Below are 21,123 nucleotides of genomic sequence, written 5' to 3'. Positions count from 1 at the left end.
CTGCACATGTCGCAGCTCGTGCGCGATACCGTGGGCATGCGGTGAGCATGTCTGCACCTTGGTGCGGCTGCAGGCGCGAAGCGGCCTGACACGCGCGCCCGCAGTGATCGGACCCACCTTCCGCCGCTGACCCGCTGGAACGTCCACGAAACTCCCGCGACATCCGCACGACACGTCGGGACATAGGATCGACGAGTGCGGGAATCCGGAGCGACAAGTCTGGCGACATTGCTCGCGCTCGCCGACTCGAGGCTGCCGATCGGCGGGCACGTGCACTCCGGCGGCGTCGAGGAGGCCGTAGCGTCCGGTCTGGTCCGCGATGTTGCGTCGGTCGAGCTGTATCTGCGCCGCAGGATCCGGACCTCCGGGTTGGTCGCCGCGTCGCTGGCCGCGGCGGTGTGCGCGGGCGAACTCGATCCGGTGCGCGCCGAAACCGAAGCCGACGCGCGGACACCCGCGCCGGGCGCGCGGACCGCGTCCCGCGCGCAAGGCCGCGGCCTGCTGCGCCTCGCGAAACAGCTGTGGTCCCGACAGGATTGGTCGGCGCTGGGCGCCACACCACACCTGTCCACCGTCTTCGGCGTGGTCGGCGCGACCTGTGCGGTGACGCCGCGGGAAACGGCGGGCGTCGTCGTCTACACCACGCTCACCGGAGCGGCGACCGCCGCTCAGCGACTGCTTGCCTTGGATCCCGCCGCGGTCGCCGCATGCACGATTCGTCTCGCCGACCTGTGCGACCGCACCGCCGCGGAGGCGGTGACCGGTCTCGCCGCGGTATCCGATCCGCTGCAGGACGCGCTCGCCCAGCGCCACCTGCAACGCAGCATGCCGTTGTTCGCCAGCTGAAGCCCCGAGAGAAGGAGATCGCGCAATGCCCCCGCACCTGATCGACGGTGAGCCGCACGACCACATCCACGATCGGCCCAAGCGGGCACGCACACCCGGCGAGGCGCTGCGCATCGGCATCGGTGGCCCGGTCGGGTCGGGCAAGACCGCGCTGGTGGCCGCGCTGTGCAGGCAGCTGCGCGACGAGCTGTCGCTGGCGGTGCTGACCAATGACATCTACACCACCGAGGACGCCGACTTCCTTCGCCGCCACGCGGTGCTGCCGGACGAACGCATCACCGCCGTGCAGACCGGCGGCTGCCCGCACACCGCCATTCGCGACGACATCACCGCGAACCTGGACGCCATCGACGACCTGGTCGCGGCCAACCCCCCGTTGGATCTGATCCTGGTCGAATCCGGCGGCGACAACCTCACCGCGACCTTCTCCTCCGGCCTGATCGACGTGCAGATCTTCGTCGTCGACGTGGCGGGCGGTGACAAGGTCCCGCGCAAAGGCGGTCCCGGCGTGACATTCTCGGATCTGCTGGTGGTCAACAAGACCGACCTGGCCCCGCTCGTCGGCGCGGATCTCGACGTGATGGAGCGGGACGCGGCGCGGGTGCGCGATGGCCGCCCGACCGAGCTGATCTCGCTCACCGAAGACCCGGCCGCCACCCCGGTGCTTTCCTGGGTGCGCGAGCAGTTGCGCACGGCAGCCGAGCAGGACCGCGCGGCAGGCGCCGAATCCTCAGTTGCGCACTGAATTACGGATAGTCGCGGCCGCAGCGACTCTCCCGGAGATCCATGCGAGCGGCGGACTGTCGGCTCGCCGTACCGGCCCGCACACGGTGCATCTGATCGGCACCGCCGCCACGCCGCTGGGTGGTGACGAGCTCGATATCGTCATTGTGGTCGGCCCGGGCGCCGAGCTGGTGGTGCGTTCGGTCGCGGCGACCATCGCGCTGCCGGGCGTGGCGACTCCGCTGTCGATCGGTCGCTGGCACCTCGAGATCGGCAGCGGGGGAACGCTGGATTTCGATCCCGAGCCGATGATCGTCGCGGGCGGTGCGCGGCACCACATCATCACCATGATCCGGCTGGCCTCCGATGCCCGGTTGCGGATGCGCGAACGAATCCAGATCGGCCGCACTGGTGAGGACGATGGTTGGTGGCAGGGAGAGCTGATCGCCGACGTCGACGCCACGCCGCTGCTGCGCCATCGTCTGGAACTTGGTGCTGGTACGCCGGCCGACGATGCGCTGGCGGCGCCGCGCGCACTGGAGAGCGAACTCGTCTACCCCGACGAGCGTCCGGTGGCGACAACAGGATTGGCGCAGACTCGGCTGCCGCTCGCGGCCGGTGGCAGCCTGTTCACTCGCACCGGGTCACGGCTCACCGCCTCCGGATGATGGGGAGGGTCGGCGTGGAGCCGCCGTTGGCGCCGTGTTCCGACGGCGTGGCGATGAGCACGCCTGATGCACTGAATTCCGGCGGAACACCCAGCAGCAGAACCACCCGATCGCCGGTCTGCGCACGCGCCCCTCTTCGACATTCCGGAGTCGGCCTCGGGAGTCGTCGTCAGCGGCCGGGTGCTTCGTGCCGAATTCGTCCAGTTCAGGTGTAATCCGGCCGAGGACGGGAAAGAAAGGGTGGGAACCCGACAGCGTCGTCTGGTTCCCACCCTTCCCATTCGTCCCTCGAACGGACCGTCCGATTATTCGCTGACGGCCCGCGGGGGCGCGCTGAGAGAGTGCACCGCGCCGACGGCCGCGCCGACGGCCGCGCCGATAGCCGCAATGGGGACGGCGATGATGGCCGCGCCGTAAGCGATACTCAGGGGAATTGCGGCGAGGCCGATCGGCGCGAACGGCAGGCCGATGGCTGTGCCGATGATGCCGCCGACGGTGGCCGAGGTCAGCGCGAAGGGGCTCGCTATCGCCGCGCCCGTCGCCGCACCTACCGCCGCAGCGCCGATGGTCTCGCTTGCGATACGGTCAGACCTGCTGCGTTCCATTCCGATCGAGTCCAGGAATGTCGCCATATTGGCCTCGGCCATCGCTGCGCCATCGTTGATCTGGATGGCTTGCTCGCGGTAGAGCTGCGAGTCCGGCGCGTCGACCACCACATCACCGAAGCGGAACTTGCCGGGCGGCGGCGCGATCGGCGGAACCGGGGCGACCGGAACGGGCCCGTGCAGGGGGCCGAGCGGCGCCAGGTACTTTCTGTCCGGCAACGGCCGCGCCCACTGCAGTGAACTCAGCGTGCCGTCCGGGATCCGCAGCCCCTTGTACGGATGCACATTGGGCTCGTCGGCCCCGGGCCACCGCGCCGACTCGTCGGTCTGCGGGTCGGTCTGGTTCGGCTGCTGGTTGGTTTGTGGGTCGGTCTGGTTGGTTTGTGGGTCGGTCTGGTTGGTTTGTGGGTCGGTCTGGTTGGTTTGTGGGTCGGTCTGGTTGGTTTGTGGGTCGGTCTGGTTGGTTTGTGGGTCGGTCTGGTTGGTTTGTGGGTCGGTCTGGTTGGTTTGTGGGTCGGTCTGGTTGGTTTGTGGGTCGGTCTGGTCGGTCTGTGGGTCGGTCTGGTCGGTCTGTGGGTCGGTCTGGTCGGTCTGTGGGTCGGTCTGGTCGGGCTGGGTCACCGGCGGGGTGGACCGAGCGGGCTCGGCGATCGCGGTGCCGGTTCCCACCAGCAGCGCCAGCGGAACCGCTACCGCCATGACCATCAAGCCCATTTTCTGCCGTTGCGGCTCGGGAGCTCTGTGCTTGCCTGTGCCCATCGATCACCTTTCATACGGAAAGAGACTTTCGACGTCGACATTCGTATCTGCTGGCCACACGGATTGGTTGCATCTCGGTGACATACAGCGCGAGCATAGCTGAAGAGTTGCTAATCGTTGGCTGCTTGGGCAGGCCTCCGCGTCGACGGCGAGCTGGCCGTCCGGATCGGCCCGCTCGACGGGCCGGAATGCGACCCGTGGCGCGGAGGCCGGAAAGGGAGTGTCATCGGCGCGCTGCTCGCCGGGCGGCGGTGTCACCGGATCGGCGGTCGCAGAACGGCGTCGACCGGTACGATCCGACCGCCGCCAAAAGGCGGCCGATGCTCCCACTCGGTGAGAGTTGCGCGTGACCTAGGGCCGACCAGACCATGAAGGTCTGCCGAATTGGTGCAAACGGGCGTCAGCCTGCCTTCGCATCCCTGATGGCTTTGTCCACCGCCACCCGGCTGTTGCTGGCGGCACCGAGCGTGGCGGCGAGTTTTTCGGCATCCTCGTCGTCGCCGGTGCTGATGGCTTCCAAGGCGAGCCGCGCGAATACCCACTGCTCGGTGGAGGCCATCTGCCCGCGAGTGCGCCCGAGGAAGGTGACGAACCACTGGATGACGGTGATGATCCGGCTGCGGTAGCCGACCAGGTAGTACAGGTGCAGCCCCAGCCAGGCCAGCCACGCGAGGAACCCGCCGAACTCCAGCTTGCCCACCTGGCACACGGCGCTGAACCGCGAGACGGTGGCCATGCTGCCCTTGTTGAAGTACTTGAACGGCTTACGCTCCGCCTTGCCGTTCAGCCCCGCTTTGATCTGCTTGGCGGCGTAGGTCGCGCCCTGAATGGCGCCCTGCGCCTGGCCCGGCACGTTCGGCACCGACATCAGGTCGCCGACCACAAAGACGTTCGGGTGGCCCTTGACGGTCAGATCCGGCTCGACCACGACCCGGCCCGCCCGGTCGACCTCGGTGCCATTGGACTGTTCCGCGATCATCTTGCCCAGCGGGCTGGCCTGCACGCCGGCCGACCACACCTTGCACGCCGACTCGATGCGGCGCACCGTGCCGTCGGAGTCCTTGACCGTGACGCCGAACGCGTCGACATCGATCACCATGGCGTTGAGCTGGATCTCGACGCCCATCTTCGCCAGCCGCCGTTCGGCCTTGCCGCCGAGCTTGGGCCCCATCGGTCCGAGTACGGCGCCCGCGCCCTCGAGCAGCACGACGCGCGCATCGCGCGGATCGATATTGTGGAAAGTGCCCTCCAGCGTGCGGTCGGCGAGTTCGGCGATCTGCCCGGCCAGCTCGACGCCCGTGGGGCCGGCCCCGACGATGACGAAGGTCAGCAGCCGGTCGCGCTGCTCCTGGGTGGTGGCCAGCTCGGCCTGTTCGAACGCGCCGAGAATGCGTCCGCGTAGCTCGAGCGCGTCGTCGATGGTCTTCATGCCGGGGGCGTAGGTGGCGAACCGGTCGTTGCCGAAGTAGGACTGTTGCGCGCCGGTCGCCACGATCAGGCTGTCGAACGGGGTGACGGTGTCCTGGTCCAGCAGGCGCGAGGTAACGGTCTTGTTCTGCAGATCGAGGCGGGTGACCTCGCCGAGCAGCACCTGCGCGTTCTTCTGCTTGCGCAGGACGAGCCGGGTGGCGGGCGCGATCTCGCCGGTCGAAAGGATGCCGGTGGCGACCTGGTAGAGCAGCGGCTGGAACAGGTGGGTGGAGGTCTTGGAGATCAGGGTGACATCGACGTCGGCGCGCTCGAGGTGCTTGGTGCCGAACAGGCCGCCGAAGCCCGAACCGATCACCACCACCCGGTGACGGTTCTCGACAGTCTGAGTGCTCATCGTCCTGCTCCTCGATGGACCGGGGGGTTCGTCCCCGGCGACGGTTCCTGACACGCCCAACCGTAGTCGGCGCGCCCGCCACCGTCACGACGAGATCCCGGTCCTGGCATGTCGCAGTGCGACATCTCACCGCCGCCTGGCGATTGCGGGGAGGCTCGTTGCGCGAACCGACCGAGCGAATGCGCGAAGAAGAATACGATGGGAACTGTCGCTCAGGAGGTTTGCCATGGTCGCCGGGGACCGTGTGGTCGGCCGAAAGCCCAGCGTGCGGGCCGAATCCGAGAATCAAGCGCTGATCGAGGTCCCGCATGGGCATCTGATCGACCGCGCCCTAGGGTTGCTCCCGGAGCGGCATCAGGTGCTGGCCACTCCGCCGCAGGGCAGCGCGACCGCCCCGGTGCAGGGCGACGCCGGGTTGCCGTATCTCGGCCGGGCGTTGCACTACATGCGCTGGGGTCCGGCCGAGATGATGGAGCGCTATCGCCGATACGGTCCGGTCTCGTTGAACACCTCGCTCGGTGTCGACCGGGTGCTGGTCGCCGGTCCGGACGCGATCGACGAGGTGCTCGGCCGCAGGCGCCGCGATTTCGGGCAGGGCTGGGACTACTTCATCGGCCCGTTCTTCCGCCGCGGATTGCTGTTGCTGGAATTCGACGAACACAAATTCCACCGCAGGATCATGCAGCAGGCCTTCACCAGAGATCGGCTGGAGGCGCATCTCGCGGCGCTGACCCCGGTGGTGCGCGCGAGCATCGGACAGTGGGTTCCACCGGGGCGCAACGCCGAACGCACCGTGGGTCTGTATCCCATGATCAAGGAGCTGGCCCTCGATATTGCGGGAGAGAGCTTCATGGGCGTCGACGTCGGTGCACGGCGTAAACAGCTCATCGGTGCTTTCGTCGACTGCACCCACGCCGGGCTTGCCATCATCCGGCACTCGGTGCCGGGCGGCAACTGGCGGGCCGGGCTGCGCGGTCGAAAGATACTCGAGGAGTACTTCACCGCGATGCTGCCGGAGAAGCGCCGCACCGTATCGCCGGACTTCTTCTCCGGGCTGTGTCACGCGCGTAGCGAGGACGGCGGTGTCTTCGGTGACGCCGACGTGGTGAACCACATGATCTTCCTGATCATGGCCGCGCATGACACCACGACGACGACTGCCACCGCGGTCGCCTACTACCTGGGCAAACATCCGGAATGGCAGGAACGGGTGCGCGCCGAGGTGCGCGCCCTGGACGACCGGGTCGGCAACGCGCCGCCTACCATCGCGGACCTGGAGGGGCTGCGCGATCTGGATCTGGTGGTCAAGGAGAGCCTGCGGCTGATGCCGCCGGTTCCCGGGTTCTCGCGCCGCGCCGTGCGCGACACCGAGATCGCGGGCCACTACATTCCGGCGGGTGCCCCGGTCGATGTGGCCTACCAGGTCAATCACCTGCTACCTGAGCTGTGGACGCAGCCGGAGGTGTTCGACCCAGAACGGTTCGGCGAGCAGCGGCGTGAGGACACGTCACACCGTCTGGCCTGGCTACCGTTCGGCGCGGGCGCGCACAAGTGCATCGGCATGCACTTCGGCACATTCGAGGTGAAGACGGTGACCGCCGCACTGGTGCGAGAGTATGAGTGGTACATCCCGGAGAAATATCGAATGCCATGGGGATTCACCACGATCCCGTTCCCGAGGGACGGTGCGCCGATGACGCTGCGGAGGTGCTCGGCCGCCTGACGGGGGAGCGCGCCCCCGCCGGGCACCGCGCGTCAGCGTTCGGAGAAGAGCAGCTGGGCGACCTTGGTGTCGGTGTCGGCACCCTCTGCGTAGCCGCCCCCGTCACCCAGCGAACTCATGATGGCCAGGGTATAGCGCTCGCCCGGCCCTGCGAAGCCGACCGAGTTCACGACCCAGCCACCCTGTTCGGCGGACCAGCCGTTCTTCAGGCCGGGACGCATCTTCTCGCCGGCGCCCCACACGCCCCAGTGCTGATTGGAGTCCACCGCACGCATCCGGTCGACCAGGTAGTTCCGGTCGTCGGGGTGCATCTGGTTGAGGATGTGGTCCATCAGCCGATCCAGGTCGGCGGCGGTGCACTTCTGGAACGACCAGTCCGGGAACAGCGCGGTGTCGGTCGGCTGCGGCTCCAGTGTGGACATCCCGTTGGCGCGGAACGCGTTGTTGAACGCCATACGGTCGATGCCCGCGTACTTGACCCACAGCCGGTCCGCGGCGCCGTCGTTGGAGGTGGCCAGCATCGATTCCATCAGCCCGCGATCGTCCGGCGACAGGGTGATCGCTCCGACGCGTGCGCGGTTCAGCAGATCCGCGGCGATCGCGAGTTTGATCGTGGACGCGGTCCAGACCACATTCTCCGCATTGCCGTTGGCATAGACCCCGCCGGAGACCCGGTCGCGCACGACGTAGCCGGTGATGCCGGGACGGCTGTTCAGGTAGGCGTCGACACTGGCGATGCGGCTGCTCATATCGCAGTCGAAACCAGGCAGGCACGCCTGCGTATGCGCGAGCGGCGCCGCGTCCGCGGTCGGGAGCATGGCGGGCACGCTCGGAACAAGGATCGCGGCGGCGGCGAGGACATAGGCTGAGGCGGCCACGCGGGGAATGGCCCCGGTGGCGGGCGACGGGTAACGCACGAGGGACCACGATCGCACATCCCGGCCCTGGACGCACGTCTTGAGCTCGGCCGCGGGTTGTGCTAGCGCTGGTTGCATAGTTGCGCCGCAGCGAGATTCGGCCATAGACGTGGTCAGCGGAAAGCGGCGCGCAGCTCTTCGACGGTGCGTCCGTTGAGGCGGTAGCAGTGCTCGAACGCCTCGGTGTGCCGGTCGCGGGGCCAGGAATGTAGGACGACGGTGCGACCATAGTGGCGCGAGTTGACGAGCTCCCAGCGGTCACCGACCCGGCGGACCGTGAACCCGCCTCTCGGAACCAGGGGAATCACCATCGCATCCATGAACGCGAACCAGCCTTTCGGTGCAGCTCTCTCGTTCCTCCCCGGTCCAGCACTGTCGCACATCAGGCGCGCGGATCCTGCGTGACACGGCGAAGGAATCCGTTCTCGTGTGGTTTATTTCACTTCTGTCCGGCCGGGGGCGGTGCAGTTGCGCATAGGTCGCTGGGCGTATAAACGTGCACGAAGCCCGAGGCGCCGTGCCCATCCCCGAGCAACCAGGGAGCCGCGAACTTCCAGCCCAGTCCGACACATCGACCGAGAGGGCGCAGATGCCGCTGCACATCCACCGTGCCGAGCGCGCCGACGTTCTTGCCGAGGCGCTCGCCGGTGCGTTGGCGACACGGCAGGCGGACCCGTTCGCGGCCGAGGTGGTGGCAGTGCCCGCCAAAGGCGTGGAGCGATGGCTGACGCAGACGCTGTCGGCGGTACTCGGGGCGGGCCGCGCGGCGGACGGTATCTGTGCGAATATCGCCTTCCCGTCCCCGGCCGCGCTGGTCGCGGAAGTGCTTGCCGCTGCGAGCGGGGTGCGCCCCGCGGATGATCCGTGGGTGCAGGAGCGGGTGGTGTGGAGCCTGCTGCGGGTGATCGATGCTTCGCTGTCCGAACCGTGGTGCGCGGTGCTGGCCAGGCATCTCGGCGCGCAGGATGCCTCGGCTCGCGAGCACCGCGTCGGCAGGCGGTACGCCACCGCGGCACACCTTGCCGCGCTGTTCGACAGCTACGGGTCGCAGCGTCCAGAGCTGCTCACCGCATGGGCGGCGGGCCTGGATGGCGATGGTGCGGGCGGTCAGGTGCCCGATGACCTGCGCTGGCAGCCGATGCTGTGGCGCGGGCTGCGCGCCGAGGTCGGGGCGCCTAGTCCGGCCGAGCGGCTGGATGCCGCTTGCGCGCGGCTGCGCGCGGAACCGGATCTGGTGACGCTGCCGCCACGGCTGTCGCTGTTCGGCGTGACCCGGCTTCCCAGCGACCAGCTCGCGGTGCTGTCGGCGCTGGCCGCTGGCCGCGAGATCCACCTGTGGCTGTCCCATCCGAGCCCGGCCATGTGGTCGCTCCTGGACCGGGCGCCCGCGGTGCGGAGGCGCGCCGACGATCGCACCACGACAGCGGTGGCGCATCCGCTGCTCGCAGGACTGGCCCGCGACGTCCGGGAACTCCAGCAGCGGTTGGCCGAACCCGCCGCAACGGGCAGCGACACTTACCATCCCTCGAAGGGAGCCACTTTTTTCCCTGCGGAAGTCGGTGCGCTGGAAGGGGATTCGCAGAACATGACACTGCTGCGCGCGTTGCAGGCAGGGATCCGAAACGATCGCTGGCCGCCGAGGACCGGCGAGGTCGGCGCCGACGGCACCGTGCGGGTGCACGCTTGTCACGGTCCCGCGCGGCAGGTCGAGGTGTTGCGGGACTGCCTGCTCGGGCTGTTCGCGGCCGACGAGACTCTGGAGGCGCGGGATGTGCTCGTCATGTGTCCCGAGGTGGAGGCGTACGCGCCACTGGTGCGGGCCGCGTTCGGTCAGCGCATGCCGGGATCGCCTGAGCCGCAGGGCGATTCGGAGCATCCGGCGCATCGCCTGCGGGTGCGCCTCGCCGATCGGGGACGCGGCGTGACCAACCCGCTGCTCGCGGTGATCGGCGTCCTGCTCGAGCTGGCCGACGGCCGGGTGACCGTCACCCAGGTGCTCGACCTCGCCGCAGCCGAAACGGTCCGGCGCCGTTGCGGATTCGATGACGAGGACATCGAGCGGCTGCGCGAGTGGGCGGCCGAATCGGGCGCGCGGTGGGGGATCGGGCAGCGCCAGCGGCAGGCGTTCGGTCTGGCCGACTTCGCTCAGAACACGCTCAACAGCGCGGTGGACCGGATCCTGCTCGGCGTCACAGCGGGCGAAACCTCCGACGACTGGCTGGATCTCGCGCTCCCGCTGGACGACGTGGACAGCAACGACGTCGACCTGGCCGGACGCTTCGCCGAGTTCATCGATCGGCTCGCCGTGTGCCTGCGCGACCTGCGTGGTCCCCGCCCGGCGCACGAGTGGGCCGCGGTGCTCGGCCGCGCGCTCGACCTGCTGACGGACGTGGCGGACGCCCAGGCATGGATGCGTATCGAGGCCAGGCAGGAGATCGCCGCCGCCACCGACCACGCGGGCGAGGTGCCGTTGCGGCTGGCCGATGTCGCGGTGCTGCTGCGCTCGCGGCTGGCGGCGCGGCCGACCCGGGCCAACTTCCGCACCGGCGAGCTGACCGTGTGCACGATGGTGCCGATGCGGTCGGTGCCGCACCGGGTGGTGGTGCTGCTCGGACTGGACGACGACGTGTTCCCGCGCGCGGGTGGTGTCGACGGCGACGACGTGCTCGCCAGGGAACCGCTGCTCGGGGAACGGGATCCGCGCAGCGAGGACCGGCAACTGCTGCTCGACGCGGTGCTCGCGGCGCGTGACACGCTGCTGGTGCTCCACACCGGCGCGGACCCGGTCAGCGGTGCGCACCGCCCGCCCGCGATCCCGGTCGCCGAGCTGCTGGACGCGCTGCGGGCCCATGTCGGCGCCGCCGCGATGGACGTGGTGGTCACCCGGCATCCGTTGCAGCCCTTCGACCTTCGCAATTTCCGTGCCGAGCGGCCGTTCAGCTTCGACACCGTGGCGTTGGCCGGTGCGCACGCGGCCGGCCGGCCCGCGCAAGCGCGCCCTCCGTTCCTCGCGGCGCCGCTGCCCGCGCCGGAGGCCGCGGATGTGGCACTGGCCGATCTGATCTCGTTCGTCGAGCATCCGGTGCGCGCGTTCCTCTGGCAGCGGCTCGGCCTGCGGGTCCCCGAGCACGAGGAGGACATCGCCGACCGGCTGCCCATCGAACTCGACGGCTTGGCGAAGTGGGAGCTCGGCGAGCGTCTCCTGGCGGCCCGCCTGACCGGCGCCGACCCGGCGGGGTTGCGCGCGGCCGAGTGGCGGCGCGGTACGCTGCCGCCCTTCGGTTTCGGCGCCGCCGTGCTCGACGAGGTCGAGCACACCGTGGACCGGCTGGTCCGCGCCTCGCAGGCCGACTACGCGGGTACTCCGCGGGCCGTGGACGTGGTGGTGGATCTGGGCAACGGCCGCAGGCTGACCGGCACTGTGCCCGAGGTTCGCGGTGACACCCTGGTTCGCACCACCTTCTCCCGGCTGGCCCCGAAACATCGCATCGGTGCGTGGGTTTCGCTTCTCGCCCTCACCGTCACCGAGGATCGGTCGTGGCGTGCGGTGAGCACCGGCCGCGGCCGATTCGGCCGCCCCGCGTGGCGTTGCGAGCTCACCGCACCCGATGCGCCCGTGGCCAGGGAGATCCTGCGGGAGCTCGTCGCCGTGCGCGATCTGGGACTGACCGAGCCGCTGCCCATCGCGCCGACCGCGACCGCGGTCTACGCGGAACGCCGTTTCCGCGGCGCGAGCATCGACGACGCCGTCGCCGCGGCCGAACGCGAATTCGACGGCGGCCCCAACGGTCCCGGCCCGTTCGGCGATCACACCGACCGCCACCTGCGCTACGTGTGGGGTCCGGCGCCGCGCCTCGACGACCTGATGTCCGCGCCCGCTCCCGCGGGCGAGCGCGGCGAGGCCACCCGATTCGGCGCGCTGGCGCGACGGATGTGGGCTCCGCTGCTCGGCGCGGAAAGCCAGGGTCAGCCGTGAGCGGCCACGGCGCGGTCCGTGACCATCCGTTCGGCACGGCCCGGCGCGCGGAGCCCGGCCCACCCACGTCGCGTGGCGGTCGCCAGGTCGTCGTCGCCCACCCGGCAGAATGGCAGCTCGGGCGTCCGCGTCCGGCCCGAACGCGGGGGATCGTCCCCACGGCCCGCGGCGCCGGCCGGCCGAAAACCTTCGTGGCGCCCGCGGAGCGTGCGATATCGGGCGCAGGAGGGAGGCACGCGTGACTGTGCAGGAGACCTCGTTCGCCGCGCCCGGATTCGATGCCACCGACCCGTTCCAGCTGTATGGTCCGCTGCCGACGGGGACGACCGTGCTGGAGGCCAGCGCCGGCACCGGCAAGACGCACGCGATCGTCGGTCTCGCCGTACGGTACGTCGCCGAAGCCGGCATCGAGGTGTCGCAGCTGCTGCTCGTGACGTTCAGCCGGGCGGCGACACAGGAGCTGCGGGAACGCACGCGCGACCGGTTCGTCGCCGTCGCGGCGGGGCTGGTGGATCCGGACTCGGCGCGGGCGCACGCCGACGACCTGGTCCGATATCTGGCGCGGGCCGACGACGATGAGGTGCGGCTGCGGCGGCGCCGATTGCTGACAGCGCTGTCGGATTTCGACGCGGGCACCATCGCCACCACCCACAGCTTCTGCCAGCGCATGCTCGACGAACTCGGTCTCGCGGGAGAACACGATCCCGGCACCCGGCTGGTGGAGACCGTGGACGATCTCGTGGGCACTGTCGCCGACGATTTGTACCTCGACCGCTACGCCCGCGCCGAACCGCGGTTCTCTCTGAAGGAGGCGCGCACCCTGGCCCTGGCCGCGGTGCGGGACCGGCACGCGGTGCTCGTTCCGGACGACGAGTCCGCGGCAGGTGAGCGGGTGGCGTTCGCGCGCGCGGCGCGCGCGGAGACCGAGCGCCGCAAACGGCTTGCCGGGCTGCGCGACTTCGACGACCTGCTGGTCTTGTTGCACGATGTGCTCGCCGATCCCGAGCACGGCCCGCGCGCTTGCCGCCGCATTCGCGCGCGGTACCGCGTCGCCCTCGTCGACGAGTTCCAAGACACCGACCCGCTGCAGTGGGACATCCTGCGCAGGTCATTCCACGGGCACGCCACCTTGGTGCTGGTCGGCGACCCGAAGCAGGCGATCTACGCCTTCCGCGGCGCCGAGGTGCTCAGCTACCTGGACGCGGTCGCACACGCCGACACGCGCACGGAACTCACCACCAACTGGCGCAGTGACGCGGGGCTGCTCGCCGCGCTGGACCACCTGCAAGGCGGTGCGGCGTTGGGGCACCCGGAGATCAGCGTGCATCCGGTCGCCGCGACCAGGCCGTGGTCGCGTCTGTCCGGCCCCGGTGAGCTGACCACCCCGATGCGGATGCGGTGCCTGCCGCGGACCGGCGCGGGTCCGCTGAACAAGTCCGGCTTCCCGACAGTCGGCCGGATGCGCGCCGAGGTCGCCGCTGATCTGGCCGCCGATGTCGTCCGCCTGCTCGAATCCGGCGTCCTGCTCGACGCGAAGGTCGAACCTGTTGTCGCCGCCGATGTCGGCGGGCTCCCGACGCCCGGCGGTGCGGTGCGCACGTCGGTAGGGCCCGGCGATATCGCGGTCCTGGTGCGGACCCGGTCGCAGATCGACGTGGTGCGCGCCGCGCTGGACCGCGTCGGTGTCGCCTCCGTGCTCGCCGGCGGCACCAGCGTCTTCGCGACGAGCAGCGCGACGGACTGGCTGTGGCTGCTGCGGGCGCTGGAACAGCCGCACCGCGGCGACCGGGTGCGACTTGCCGCGTGCACGTCGCTGCTCGGCGTCACGGCGGCCGAGATCGACAGCGGCGGCGCCGACCTGGTCGGTCGGATCAGCGCGCAACTGCGCGACGCGGCGCGGTTGTTCGCCCGTGCGGGTTTCGCTGCCGTCTTCGAGAAGATCTCCGCCGAAGCGCGTCTCGCGCAGCGGCTGCTCGCTATCGAGAACGGCGAACGTCAGCTCACCGACCTGCGCCACCTCGCGCAGCTGCTCGATCAGGTCGCGCTCACCGAGGGACTCGGGCTGACCGCGCTCGCCAGGTGGCTGGCCGACCGGGTGCGTGATCCCACCTCCGGCGCCATGGCCGATCGCGCTCGCAGGCTCGATCGCGACGCCGCCGCCGTGCAGATCGCGACAGTGCACGCCAGTAAGGGGCTCGAATTCCCCATCGTCTATGTGCCTTTCGCGTGGGATAGCGCGAAGAATCCGTATCCGGCAACGCTGCTTTTCCACGCCGACGATGGTGCGCGCGTACTCGACGTGGGTGGTCCGGACGCCCCGGGATACGCCGAACGCAAGGGGCGCTGCGAAACCGAGGAGGCGGGGGAGGAGCTTCGGCTGCTGTATGTCGCGCTGACCAGGGCCATGTGCCAGATCGTCGCTTGGTGGGCACCCGCGATCAGCACGGCGGCCTCTCCGCTGCACCGGATGGTGTTCGGGCGGCCGGAGGGTGGTGCCGCGGTGCCTGCCCGCGCCGCGGTTCCGGCGGATACCGTTGCGGTGTCAGCTCTTTCGGCATGGGCGGCGGGCGCACCGGAGGCGATCGCGGTGACGGCGGTGGCCGGTGCCGACGATATCGCGATCCGGCGAGTGCGCACCGAACCCGCGACCGGCGAGCTGGTGGCCGCGCGGTTCGACCGAGCCTTGGACCAGCAGTGGCGGCGCACCTCGTATTCGGCACTGACCGCCTCCGCGCACGGACCGGCCGCGCCGGAGGTCGACAGCGAGCCCGAGGACGCCATGGGCGTCGCCGACGAGCCCACCAGCACCCCGCTGGTCGCCGAATCGAAGCCGGAGCAGGCGGGCGTCGCCTCGCTGATGAACGCGCTGCCCTATGGCGCGGAGTTCGGCACCCTCGTGCACGGCGTGCTGGAGCGGATCGACACCGACACCGCGGATCTCGACGCCGAGGTGCGCGACCGATGCCGCGAGGCCGTGACCGAACTGATGGCCGAGGCGGACCCGGAGCTGCTCGCCACCGCGCTGCTCGCCGTGCTGCGCACTCCGTTCGATCGCGGCTGCCTTGCTGACATCGCCTGCCGCGACCGGCTCAACGAGCTGGAATTCGAACTGCCGCTCGCCGGCGGCGACCGGCCCGGCGCAGCGGCGGCGACGCTGCGGCGGATCGCCGGCCTGCTGCGCGCCCACCTGCCGCAGGACGACGACCTGTTCGAGTACGCGGACCATCTTGCGGCACTGGAGGACATTCCGCTGCGCGGGTACCTGACCGGCAGCATCGACGCTGTCCTGCGCGTCAGCGACGGAGCGGACCCGCGCTTCGTCATCGTCGACTACAAGACCAATCGGCTCGGCACCGGCGACCTCACCGTCGCGCACTACACCCGCGATCGCATGGCCGGCGAGATGCTGCGTTCCCACTATCCGTTGCAGGCGCTGCTGTATTCCGTCGCGCTGCATCGATATCTGCGCTGGCGACTGCCAGGCTACGACCCGGCCCGCCACCTCGGCGGCGCGCGATACCTGTTCGTGCGCGGCATGATCGGACCGCGAACGCCCGCGGGCTGCGGTGTCTTCGACTGGAACCCGCCGGTCGACCTGATCGTCGCGCTGTCGGCACTGCTGGCCGGGGAGGACGGGCGATGACCTCGATCCAGCTGGCGCAGCGGGGAACCGGGCTGTTGCGCACGTTCAACGAGGCGGGCGTGTTGTCTGCCGCCGACGTGCACGTGGCGCTCAGGCTGGGCAGGCTGGGCCGGGAGCCGTCCGAGCAGGTGCTGTTGGTCGCGGCGCTGGCCGTGCGCGCGGTGCGGTCCGGGTCGGTGTGCCTGGAGCTGCACCGGATGCGGGAGATCGGCGTCGACGCCGACGAAACCTGGGACGCGGGAATCGATCCGGCGACGCTGCCGTGGCCGGACATCGCCGCGGTGGTGGCCGCGCTGCGGGTCAGCCCACTGGTGCGCGGCGGACCGGCTGGGCCGCTGCGGCCATTGCGACTGGTCGAATCGCAGAGCTCGGACGATTCCGGGCCACTGCTCTACCTGGACCGGTATTACCGGCAGGAGCAAACCATCCGTCGGGTACTCACCGAACGGTCCGGCAATCACCCGGTGGTCGATCCGGAGATCGTGTGCCGCGAACTGGACCGGTTGTTCGAGACGCAGACCAGTGCGACGCCCGACCGCCAGCGTCTCGCGGCCGCGCTCGCCGCGACGCATTGGACCACCGTGGTCGCGGGCGGACCCGGCACCGGCAAGACCCACACCATCGCGCGGATCATCGCGTTGCTGGACGCACATCGCAAGTCCACCCCGAAGCTGCCCGCCCTGCGCATCGCGCTGGCCGCCCCGACCGGCAAGGCGGCAGCTCGCCTGCAGGAAGCCGTGCGCGAGCAGGCCGAGTCGCTCGGGCTGCCCGAGCTCACCGCCGCCACCCTGCACCGGCTGCTCGGCTGGCAGCGCGGTCGAACCACCCGGTTCAAGCACCACGAGTTCAACCGGCTGCCCTACGACGTGATCGTCGTGGACGAGACGTCGATGGTCTCGCTGACCATGATGAGCAGGCTGCTGGCCGCGCTGCGCCCGGACACCCGCCTGGTCCTGGTCGGCGACCCGGACCAGCTCGCGTCGGTCGACGCGGGCGCGGTGCTCGCCGACCTGGTCGCCGGACCTGTCGCGGGCGCCCCGAACCCGGTGCTCGAGGAGATCCTGGGCCCGGAATCACCTGCGCCCGAAGCTCATCCGGAGGCACTGACCACGCTGGAGCGGACTCGTCTGCGTGGCGGCATCATCCGGTTGACTCGCGGACGCAGGTTCGGCGGCCGGATCGCGGACCTCGCCGTCGCTGTTCGGGCCGGCGACGCCGACACCGCGCTCGAATTGTTGCGTGCGAGCGGTTCCGAACTGTCGCTGAGCGCGCCCGACGACATGGCCGCGGTGCGCGCCGACGTCGCGCTGGCCGCTCACGCGGTCACGGCCGCGGCGCTCGACGGGGACGCGGCCTGCGCGCTCACCGCCCTCGAATCGCACCGGCTGCTGTGTGCGCACCGTCAGGGCCCCTTCGGCGTCGAACGCTGGGACGGCATGGCCGCCGAGTGGGCCGCTGCCGCGGGAGCGGGGCCCGACTCGCACCAGGCGCCGTGGTATCCCGGCCAACCGTTGCTGGTCACCGCGAACGATCACGAGGCCCGCATCTACAACGGCGACACCGGCGTCGTCGTGCGTATGCCCGACGGCTCGCTGCGTGCGGCACTGCAACGCGGCAGCGAGCCGTACCTGGTTCACCCCACGCAGTTCCCCGCGGTGGTGACGGTGTTCGCGATGACCATCCACCGCAGCCAGGGCAGCCAGTACGACACCGTCTCGGTTGTGCTGCCCGAGCCCGAATCGACCCTGCTCACCAGGGAACTGCTCTACACCGCGATCACCCGTGCCCGCCGCCACGTGCGGATTATCGGGACCGACGAATCGGTCCGTGCCGGCATCGCGCGTCGGGTGCTGCGAGCCAGTGGACTGTCGCGCAGGGAAGGGGAACCGGGCGCTCGATGACGGAATCTCACATTCGCGACGCCGTCGGCGTCTACCTGATCTGAGTGTGCCTCCGTTCGAGGAAATAGCTGTCATTTTCCGGGTGGTTCAACGCGCGAGCAGCCGACAGGGGCGCAACCAGAGGTCCGGGGTGCGGAAGGACGAATGCCTGCTCGCTGGTTTACTGCCGCGCCGAGGCGAGGGCAGACGGCTGCACCGATTCGGCAATGCTCCATGCTGCGAGGTACATTCGTCTCGTCAACCATTGAGCGATCGGTCGGTAGGCGCGAATACCCCCGAACGAGCCCCGAACTGACGCAGACCGGTCCGGGGCTCGATTGGTATGCGCTACGTCGTCCGGGCGGGCCACTTCCCCGTTGCCGAGCGGACGCCGCCTCGTCCCAGGCGCAGCAATCGTACGCAAGGGCGAGGGCCTGCGGCGGCGGCGACGCGAGAACGAGATCAGCGAGCACCTCGAGCGAGACCTGCGACTCGCGAAACGGTCCGGTGGCGAACCGAACGCACGCCGACCCTGCCCGTCGTCTTCATCGATAGCAGCCCGTGTGGTTGCTGATCTGGTGCGCAGGACCACTGGCCGAGCCAGGTCGGCGGATTCAGGGTCAGCTCGCCTCGTCGAGCCGCACCTTCACCGTGACTCGGCCGCGTTCGTCGCGCCGCGCCACGGCATGCCCGCGCCTATCGGCACCATTCAAATGCAGCGTGATCGGACCGCCCTCATCGAGGAAGTTCCGCCACCAGCTCTTCTTGTCCGGCAGGGCGACTCCGATGAGGAGCTCGTTGCCCGTTCGTCGGTAGTTCACGGGCGTGCTGAATGTCCGCCCGGACCGCCGCCCCACATACGTGATCACCACGAACCCCTTGCCCATCAGAGGCCCGAGCACCGGAATCTCGAGGAGGGCGACCACCCCGGTATTGAATCCTCGCGCGACGCGACTCAGCCCCGTTTTCAGCGCCACAGTGTTCTCCCGGTGAGCAGGTGGAAATATCCGAACACCGTCACCTTAACTCGGCGCAGCGGTAGCCTGCCTCGGGCTCGTTATCAGCTGCGGTCAGCTGAATCGGACAATCGAGAGCAGCCCGGCGACCAGGCAGTAGACCGCGAACGGCAGCAGTGTGCGGGTGTGGAAGTACCGCTCGAGAAACCGCACTGCCAGCCACGACGACATCCCGGACACGATGGCACCGACCAGAATCGGTCCGCGGATGCCGTCGGTTTTCGACCCGACAAGTTCCGGTATTTCCAGTACCCCCGCGCCCAGGATCGCCGGAGTGGCAAGCAGGAAGGCGAATTTGGCGGCGTGCTCGTGTTCGAGACCACGCCACAAACCGCCGACCATGGTCAGACCTGCCCGGCTGAACCCGGTCAGTAGCGCGCCGACTTGGGCGAAGCCGATGCCGACGGCATCCCCGACCCCGAGAGCGGCCAGTGGCCGGTCGGATTGGCGGCATGTTTCCGCTTCGGCGGTGAGAACGCCTCTGCGTGCCTCCCGTCGGGCGAACCGTCGCCCGTATTCCGCCAGTGACGGCTCGTTGCGTCGGCGCAGTCCCTCACCGACGATCAGCACGACACCGTTCAGGGTCAGGAAAATGCCGGCGTAGGTCGGCGCCGCGAACAGAGCGTGCAGCGGATGCTCCAGCAACGGCCCGAGGACACCGACCGGGATGGTGGCGATCACGATCAGCCACGCGAGCCGCTGGGGAACGGTGTCGAGGCGCCTGGTCTGCAGCGTGGTGATGAAGCCGGCGCCGATGGCACACCAGTCGCGCCAGTAGTAGGCAAGTAGCGCCACCGCCGTCGCGACGTGCAGCGCGACAACGAACGCCAGATACGGTGTGCCCGTGACGGACTCGCTCTGGCTGGCCAACTTCTTCCAATCGCCTCCGAGCCATGCGGCAACCAACACGGAGTGCCCGAGGCTCGAGATCGGGAACAGTTCGGTGACACCCTGCACCGCGCCGATGACAGTCGCTTGAAAGTAGGTGAGCATCGTGACGAGTCTCGCATGCGCGCAACGGAAACGCCGGAGAGCCCCTTCAGCGGGATTCTTGCCCGAACATCTTTTCTCTCAGTGACTTTCGTCTCATTTGTGCCTTTCGTTTGCCGATTCAGACCCCCATTGCCTCCGCCTGGGCGCGAGTCGGGCCTGGGGCGAAACGGTGAACGGTTCCCCGGGTCAGGCCGAGCTGGGTGGCTTTTCGACATCATCGATGATTTGGGTGCAAGGTGGCGAGGTAGGTTGCGGCGGTATCGGTCTCGGGTGCTGCGAGGTGCCGATAGATGGTGACCGCTTCGCGCAGTTCGTTCACGGCGGTGTCCACGTCGCCGAGGCCGACCCGGCATCGGGCGGCTCCTTCCAGGGCACGGGCCTGTTCGAGTCGGCTGGGAATTCGGCGTGCCAGTGCGAGTGCGTCAGTGAACGTTTCCAACGCTGCGCGGGGTTCGCCGGCGTCGAGCAACAGTCTGCCTATCTGATTGAGTACTTCGGCTTCGCCGAGCTGGTTGCCGATTTCGCGGTGGAGCGTCAGTGCTTGCTGTTGTAGACAGGCCGCGTCGCTGTAATCCCCGGTTCTTTCGCGTACATGGCCGAGGTTGCCGAGGGCGTTGGCTTCGCCGAGCCGGTAGCCGATCTGGCGGTACAGGGCGAGCGCTTGCTGTTGTAGGTCGGCCGCGTCGGCATAGTCCCCGGTCGACCGGAGCACGAGGCCGAGGTTGCTCCGGTAATTCTCGAGGTCACGGCGACACCTTGAAACTGGCCCGCGAGCAAGCGTTACGCACTCAGGTGATGTTCGATTCGGGCTGCGAGTCCGTCGAGCAGGTAGTCCAGCCCCCTGGTGAAGCTGCCGTCCCAATCGTCGTCGTACAGGTAGCCGTTGGTAGCGAGGGTCGGGTATCGGTCGCGTTCGGCGTGTAGTTTTTGCTGCCCTATCCGGCGTTCGGCGTCGGTGATCCGCAGGGCGGTTTGCGAGGCGGCGGATCCCATGACGTGGTTGTAGAGCGCCCACGTCGCCGCGGGCAGGTCGGGTCCGCGGAATCCGGCGTGTAGCAGGGTTGATTGAAGCAGTTCCATTCCGGTCAGGAAGTTGGGGCCGATGGTGGGTCGCCGTCGTGCCGGGACTGCGGCGGCCCACGGATGACGGAGCAGCGCGGTGCGCCAACCGGACAGCACCGCGACGATGTCCGTGCGCCAATCGCCGGTCCGGGTGGTGTCGGGCGGGTCGCCGAAGATCGTGTCGACGGCGAGATCGATCACGTCGTCCTTCGTATCGACGTGCCAGTACAGCGATGGGGCGCGCACGTCGAGGCGGTCGGCGAGTCGGCGCATGGTGAGTCCCTCGATCCCCTCCTCGTCGAGCAGATCGACCGCCGTGTCCACGATCCCGGCGAGAGTCAGCGCTGGATCCTGTTTCGCCGCACGGCGCGGACGCAGCCAAATGCTGTGCACTGCATCTGTTTTGTGCTGTTGGTCGCTACCGTTCATCCACCTCACCTCACACACCGATCAGGTCTACCGCTCAGGTCAGTGTAGTACCGTGTTC

At 69.3% G+C, this 21,123-nt stretch carries 15 protein-coding genes; 7 read left to right on the top strand and 8 right to left on the bottom strand.

Annotated elements, in window-relative coordinates:
• Positions 1–195 precede the first annotated feature (195 nt).
• The 3 genes from OHB12_RS10470 to OHB12_RS10460 are packed head-to-tail and all read left to right on the top strand — an operon-like array spanning position 196 to position 2,237.
• Positions 196–846, top strand: coding sequence for an urease accessory protein UreF (locus OHB12_RS10470; RefSeq protein WP_327118501.1), 651 nt, complete (start codon positions 196–198; stop codon positions 844–846).
• A 25-nt stretch (positions 847–871) separates the two neighbouring features.
• Positions 872–1,591, top strand: coding sequence for an urease accessory protein UreG (gene ureG, locus OHB12_RS10465; RefSeq protein ID WP_327118499.1), 720 nt, complete (start codon positions 872–874; stop codon positions 1,589–1,591).
• Positions 1,581–2,237, top strand: coding sequence for an urease accessory protein UreD (locus OHB12_RS10460; protein ID WP_327118497.1), 657 nt, complete (start codon positions 1,581–1,583; stop codon positions 2,235–2,237). The genes ureG and OHB12_RS10460 overlap by 11 nt, the downstream gene beginning before the upstream one ends.
• A gap of 305 nt (positions 2,238–2,542) precedes the next feature.
• Here the strand turns inward: OHB12_RS10460 and OHB12_RS10455 are convergent, their stop codons facing one another.
• Together OHB12_RS10455 and OHB12_RS10450 are read right to left on the bottom strand one after the other, a co-directional pair.
• Positions 2,543–3,601 (bottom strand): hypothetical protein, encoded by a 1,059-nt coding sequence (locus OHB12_RS10455; protein WP_327118495.1) that lies wholly within the window; start codon positions 3,599–3,601, stop codon positions 2,543–2,545.
• Between the two features lie 400 nt (positions 3,602–4,001).
• The gene (locus OHB12_RS10450) at positions 4,002–5,426 is read right to left on the bottom strand and encodes an NAD(P)/FAD-dependent oxidoreductase (RefSeq protein WP_327118493.1); all 1,425 of its coding nucleotides are present in this window, start codon (positions 5,424–5,426) and stop codon (positions 4,002–4,004) included.
• 226 nt (positions 5,427–5,652) lie between these two features.
• On the opposite strand from OHB12_RS10450, the gene OHB12_RS10445 reads away from it, so the two are divergent.
• A complete protein-coding gene (locus OHB12_RS10445) occupies positions 5,653–7,149 on the top strand; it encodes a cytochrome P450 (RefSeq protein ID WP_327118491.1) in 1,497 nt (498 codons plus the stop codon).
• A gap of 32 nt (positions 7,150–7,181) precedes the next feature.
• On the opposite strand, the gene OHB12_RS10440 is transcribed toward OHB12_RS10445, so the two are convergent.
• Entirely contained in the window at positions 7,182–8,027 is an 846-nt protein-coding gene (locus tag OHB12_RS10440; RefSeq protein ID WP_327118489.1) for a tat pathway signal sequence, read from the bottom strand.
• A 152-nt stretch (positions 8,028–8,179) separates the two neighbouring features.
• Positions 8,180–8,386, bottom strand: a complete 207-nt coding sequence (locus OHB12_RS10435; protein ID WP_327118487.1) for a hypothetical protein — start codon at positions 8,384–8,386, stop codon at positions 8,180–8,182.
• 269 nt (positions 8,387–8,655) lie between these two features.
• On the opposite strand from OHB12_RS10435, the gene recC reads away from it, so the two are divergent.
• The 3 genes from recC (at position 8,656) to recD (ending at position 17,586) form a co-directional block, all read left to right on the top strand.
• Positions 8,656–12,042, top strand: coding sequence for an exodeoxyribonuclease V subunit gamma (recC, locus tag OHB12_RS10430; RefSeq protein ID WP_327118485.1), 3,387 nt, complete (start codon positions 8,656–8,658; stop codon positions 12,040–12,042).
• A 238-nt stretch (positions 12,043–12,280) separates the two neighbouring features.
• Entirely contained in the window at positions 12,281–15,685 is a 3,405-nt protein-coding gene (locus tag OHB12_RS10425; protein WP_442800005.1) for a UvrD-helicase domain-containing protein, read from the top strand.
• Complete coding sequence (recD, locus tag OHB12_RS10420; RefSeq protein ID WP_327118483.1) at positions 15,682–17,586, top strand: exodeoxyribonuclease V subunit alpha; 1,905 nt, start codon at positions 15,682–15,684, stop codon at positions 17,584–17,586. The genes OHB12_RS10425 and recD overlap by 4 nt, the downstream gene beginning before the upstream one ends.
• Before the next feature lie 599 nt (positions 17,587–18,185).
• On the opposite strand, the gene OHB12_RS10415 is transcribed toward recD, so the two are convergent.
• From OHB12_RS10415 to OHB12_RS10400, 4 genes are all read right to left on the bottom strand, one after another.
• The gene (locus tag OHB12_RS10415; protein ID WP_327118481.1) at positions 18,186–18,542 is read right to left on the bottom strand and encodes a nitroreductase/quinone reductase family protein; all 357 of its coding nucleotides are present in this window, start codon (positions 18,540–18,542) and stop codon (positions 18,186–18,188) included.
• Between the two features lie 93 nt (positions 18,543–18,635).
• Positions 18,636–19,574: an undecaprenyl-diphosphate phosphatase gene (locus OHB12_RS10410; RefSeq protein WP_327118479.1), complete on the bottom strand. Its 939-nt coding sequence runs from the start codon at positions 19,572–19,574 to the stop codon at positions 18,636–18,638.
• 214 nt (positions 19,575–19,788) lie between these two features.
• On the bottom strand, positions 19,789–20,436 hold the full coding sequence (locus OHB12_RS10405; protein WP_327118477.1) for a tetratricopeptide repeat protein: 648 nt from the start codon (positions 20,434–20,436) through the stop codon (positions 19,789–19,791).
• On the bottom strand, positions 20,355–21,065 hold the full coding sequence (locus OHB12_RS10400) for a TetR/AcrR family transcriptional regulator C-terminal domain-containing protein (protein WP_327118474.1): 711 nt from the start codon (positions 21,063–21,065) through the stop codon (positions 20,355–20,357). The genes OHB12_RS10405 and OHB12_RS10400 overlap by 82 nt, the downstream gene beginning before the upstream one ends.
• Positions 21,066–21,123 lie beyond the last annotated feature (58 nt).

This window comes from Nocardia sp. NBC_01730 (assembly GCF_035920445.1).
Lineage (GTDB): Bacteria > Actinomycetota > Actinomycetes > Mycobacteriales > Mycobacteriaceae > Nocardia.
This window is presented reverse-complemented; position numbering and strand designations above follow the sequence as displayed.